Raw genomic sequence first — 4106 nt, 5'->3', positions numbered from 1 at the left:
GCATTCCCGGCCCCGTCTCCCCGCCCCGGGGGCCGGGAATGCCGCGCCGCGGTGGCGGTGTTGTTGCTGACGACACGAGGAGGAGCGGTAATCGTGCTGGATCCGCAGGACTTGTACGCATGGGAGCCGAAGGGGCTGGCCGCCGTCGACATGGCGCTCGCCCAGGAGTCGGCCGGACTGGTCATGCTCTACCACTTCGACGGATACATCGACGCGGGGGAGACCGGCGAGCAGATCGTCGAGACCCTGCTCGACTCGCTGCCGCACCAGGTCGTCGCCCGCTTCGACCACGACCGGCTCGTGGACTACCGGGCCCGCCGTCCGCTCCTCACCTTCCGCCGCGACCGCTGGACGGCGTACGAGACGCCCGCCATCGAGGTCCGCCTGGTGCAGGACGCCACCGGCGCGCCCTTCCTGCTGCTGTCCGGGCCCGAACCGGACGTCGAGTGGGAGCGCTTCGCCGTCGCCGTACGGCAGGTCGTGGAACGCCTCGGGGTCCGGCTGTCGGTCAACTTCCACGGCATCCCGATGGGCGTCCCGCACACCCGCCCGGTCGGCCTCACCCCGCACGGCAACCGCACCGACCTCGTCCCCGGCCACCGCAGCCCGTTCGACGAGGCGCAGGTGCCCGGCAGCGCCGAGGCCCTGGTCGAGTACCGCCTGATGGAGGCCGGGCACGACGTCCTCGGCGTCGCCGCCCACGTACCGCACTACATCGCCCGCTCCTCCTACCCGGACGCCGCCCTCACCGCCGTCGAGGCCGTCACCGCCGCCACCGGCCTGGTCCTGCCCAGCGTCGCGCACACCCTGCGCACCCAGGCGCAGCTCACCCAGACCGAGATCGAGCGCCAGATCGGCGAGGGCGACGAGGAGCTGGTCGCCCTCGTCCAGGGCCTTGAGCACCAGTACGACGCGGTCGCCGGCGCGGAGACCCGGGGCAACCTCGTGGCGGAGCCGGTGGACCTGCCCTCCGCGGACGAACTGGGCCGCGAGTTCGAGCGCTTCCTCGCCGAGCGCGAGGGCGACCTGTGACGAGGGCCGCCCGGCCGGGGGCCGCCCGCCGGGTCCGTACCGGGCGCGTCTAGGCTTCAGGCCATGCTGAAGGTGGGACTGACCGGCGGGATCGGCGCCGGCAAGAGCGAGGTGTCGGGGCTGCTCGTCTCCTACGGCGCCCTCCTGGTGGACGCGGACCGCATCGCGCGCGAGGTGGTCGAGCCGGGCACGCCCGGGCTGGCCGCCGTCGTGGCGGAGTTCGGCCCGCAGGTGCTCACCGCGCAGGGCGCGCTCGACCGGCCGAAGCTCGGCGCGATCGTGTTCGCCGACGCCGGCAGGCTGGCCGCGCTCAACGCCATCGTGCACCCCCTGGTGCGTGACCGGACCGCCGAACTGGAGGCGGCCGCCGGTCCCGGCACGGTCGTCGTCAACGACGTACCGCTGCTCACCGAGAACGGCCTCGCCCCCCTCTACGACCTGGTCGTGGTGGTCGACGCCCGGCCCGAGACCCAGCTCGAACGCCTGGTGAAGCTGCGCGGGATGACCGAGGAGGACGCCCGCGCCCGGATGGCCGCCCAGGCCACCCGCGAGGAGCGCCTCGCCGTCGCCGACGTCGTCATCGACAACGACGGGCCGCGCGAAGCCCTGGAACCCCAGGTCCGCGAGGTGTGGGCGCAGCTCGCCGAGCGGGCGGCCGGCGCCTGAGAGGCGGCGGCTGAAGGGAAGCCGCCTGGTCTCAGCCGCGTTCGGCGGGCGGCGGGCCGGGGAACCGCGCGGCCGCCACGTACTCCGGCTTCGGGTCCAGCGCGGCGGCCAGCCGGAAGTGCCGCAGCGCCCGCTCGGAGCGTCCGGAACGCTCGTAGGTGCGGGCCAGCGCGAAATGCGCGAAGGCGTTGTCCGGCTCGCGCTCCAGCACCAGCTCGAACTCCAGCTCCGCGGGACGCAACTGGGCGGCGGCGAAGAAGGCGCGGGCGCGCAGCAGGCGGGCCGCGGTGTTCTCGGGGTGGGCCGCGATCACCGAGTCGAGCAGCTTGACGGCGCCGCGCGGATCACGGGCGGCGAGCAGTTGCTCGGCCGCGCGGAAGTCGATGACATGGGTATCCGGATTCGTCTCGGGCACGCTGCGTCCTTCCGCCGACTACGGCTGTCCAACGCCGCCGGCGCCGGACCCATTCCCGAAAGCGCCGCCGCCCCCTCACCGGCCGCCGCCCGGGCCCCGCGGCTCGGGCGGCTGGTACGGCGGAACGTCCCGGCCCGGCTGGTAGTGCGCGCCCTGGCGGATCCGGGCCACGACCACCGCCGCGTCCGCCGCGGCGAACGCCGCCAGCACGCCGCAGGCCACCGCCCACCCGGTCTGCCCGAGCAGCACGAAGGCCACCGTTCCGCCGACCGCCCACAGCAGGCCCCACAGGCTCAGGACGAGCCGGGTGCGCAGCGGGCTGCGCGCGGTGATCGGTTCACTGCCGGTACGTCGCATGATCTGCTCCCTGGCGCTCCGGGTACCCCTGCGCGCCTCGCTCTCACCGGTCGGGACGCCGGCCGTCGGCGATTGTCAGACCCCCGCCGTAAGGTCGGAGACCGTGGACGGATCACGACCGGACCGTCGTGCCCGGACCGTCGTGCCCGGACCGTCGTGAGCTGTGTGGAGGGAGGAGGTGGACGGCCATGGAGCCGCGTGAGCCGGCGGACGCCGGGGGTGGAGGGGCCGCGCCCCCGCGGTCGTGCGCCGCGGTCTTCCTCCCGGCGGCCCTGCCCCGGCAGGGCCGGGTCGCCTTCTGGTCGCCGGAGGGCCACCCGCTCCCGCCGTCCGACGACGGGCCCGCCCCCGGCACGATCACCGTGACGCGCCTGGACGGCGACGGCGAGGTGCGCGCCCACGACGTGCCGGCGCTGCTGCTGCCGGTCGCCGAGGCGCTGGAGCCGCTGGTGGCCGCCCGGCACGACCCGGCCGCCCACCCGGCGGCCGCCTGCTGGGGCGCCGCCGCGCTGCACGCCCTGCACCTCGCCGCGCGCGGGAGGCTGCTGCCCGGCCTCGCGGCGGGCGACCTGGACGCCTGGCGGGCCGGTCCGCTGGACGCCGACGACATCGCCCACCTGCGCGCCGTCGCCGCCGCCATGCCCTTCGAGGCGCATGCCGTGCCCGTCCCCGGGCGGACCCCGCCGCACCTCCCCGAGCCGGAGGCCCTGGTCCGCGCCTTCCTGGACGCCGTGGCCGACACCCTGCCGCGTACGCCGGCCGCCGCGCACGCCGCCGGCGCGCCGTTCGCCGCCACCGAGCCGCAGCACCTGCCCCGGGCCCGGGCCTGGGCGGCCGAGACGGCGGCCGGGATGGACGCCGGGGTGCGGATCTCGCTCCGCCTGGACCTGACCGGTTGGGAGCTGTTCGACACCGGCGGAGCAGACGGGGGCGGGGACGGGGACGAGGAGGGGGCCGGCCGTGCGGCCGCGGCCGCGCTGTTGCAGATCCACAGCCTGGCCGACCCCAGCCTGGTCACCGACGCGCCACGGCTGTGGTCCGGCGAGGCGGACGAGCGGTTCGGGCCGCGCGCCCGGATCGACGCCGTCCTCGCGCTGCGCCGCGCCGCCCGCGTCTGGCCGCCGCTCGGCCGGCTCCTGGAGCGGGCGCTGCCCGACGTGCTGTCGCTCACCGAGCACGAGCTGTACGAGCTGCTGGGCCCCGCCGCGGCGAGACTGGCCGCCGCCGGGGTGGCCGTGCACTGGCCGCGGGACCTGGCCCGCTCGCTGACCGCCACCGCCGTCGTCCGGTCCGCCCCGGGATCGGCCACCGACGGCACCGCCTTCTTCGACAGCACCGAGCTGCTGCGCTTCGACTGGCAGGTGGCGCTGGACGGCGATCCGCTGACCACCCGCGAGATGGACGAGCTGGCCGAGGCGCACCGCCCGATCGTGCGGCTGCGCGACCAGTGGGTGGTGGTCGACCCCGATCTGGTCCGCAAGGCGCGCAAGCGCGAGCTGGGCCTGCTGGAGCCGGTTGACGCGCTGGCCGTCGCCCTGACCGGCGCCGCCGAGGTGGACGGCGAGCGTGTGGACGCCGTCCCGGTGGGCGCGCTGGCCCGGCTGCGGGACAGGCTGGCCGCCCCGCCCGCCGGGAC

General features: G+C 76.3%; 5 protein-coding genes. 3 read left to right on the top strand and 2 right to left on the bottom strand.

Going from position 1 to position 4106, the window contains the following annotated elements; all coding sequences use genetic code 11:
- The first annotated feature begins 93 nt into the window (after nucleotides 1-93).
- Both C6N75_RS05815 and coaE read left to right on the top strand, forming a co-directional pair.
- Nucleotides 94-1032, top strand: a complete 939-nt coding sequence (locus tag C6N75_RS05815) for a PAC2 family protein (RefSeq protein ID WP_105867760.1) — start codon at nucleotides 94-96, stop codon at nucleotides 1030-1032.
- Nucleotides 1033-1095: 63 nt separating this feature from the next.
- Nucleotides 1096-1698 (top strand): dephospho-CoA kinase, encoded by a 603-nt coding sequence (gene coaE, locus C6N75_RS05810; protein ID WP_105867759.1) that lies wholly within the window; start codon nucleotides 1096-1098, stop codon nucleotides 1696-1698.
- Nucleotides 1699-1729: 31 nt separating this feature from the next.
- Here coaE and C6N75_RS05805 read toward each other — a convergent pair whose 3' ends face one another.
- Nucleotides 1730-2113, bottom strand: coding sequence for a tetratricopeptide repeat protein (locus tag C6N75_RS05805; protein ID WP_105867758.1), 384 nt, complete (start codon nucleotides 2111-2113; stop codon nucleotides 1730-1732).
- Between the two features lie 75 nt (nucleotides 2114-2188).
- Complete coding sequence (locus tag C6N75_RS05800) at nucleotides 2189-2470, bottom strand: DUF6343 family protein (RefSeq protein WP_105867757.1); 282 nt, start codon at nucleotides 2468-2470, stop codon at nucleotides 2189-2191.
- 188 nt (nucleotides 2471-2658) lie between these two features.
- Between C6N75_RS05800 and C6N75_RS05795 the strand changes: the two genes are divergently transcribed.
- Nucleotides 2659-4106: SNF2 helicase-associated domain-containing protein (locus tag C6N75_RS05795; protein ID WP_181160358.1), on the top strand; the 1448-nt coding region annotated here is incomplete at its 3' end.

Origin of the sequence: Streptomyces solincola, from assembly GCF_002982015.1 — a bacterium.
GTDB classification, from domain to species: Bacteria; Actinomycetota; Actinomycetes; order Streptomycetales; family Streptomycetaceae; genus Streptomyces; species Streptomyces solincola.
This window is presented reverse-complemented; position numbering and strand designations above follow the sequence as displayed.

Coding starts and splice junctions, on each gene's coding strand:
- C6N75_RS05800 (WP_105867757.1), bottom strand. CDS start 2,470: ATGCGACGTACCGGCAGTGAACCGATCACCGCGCGCAGCCCGCTGCGC.
- coaE (WP_105867759.1), top strand. CDS start 1,096: ATGCTGAAGGTGGGACTGACCGGCGGGATCGGCGCCGGCAAGAGCGAG.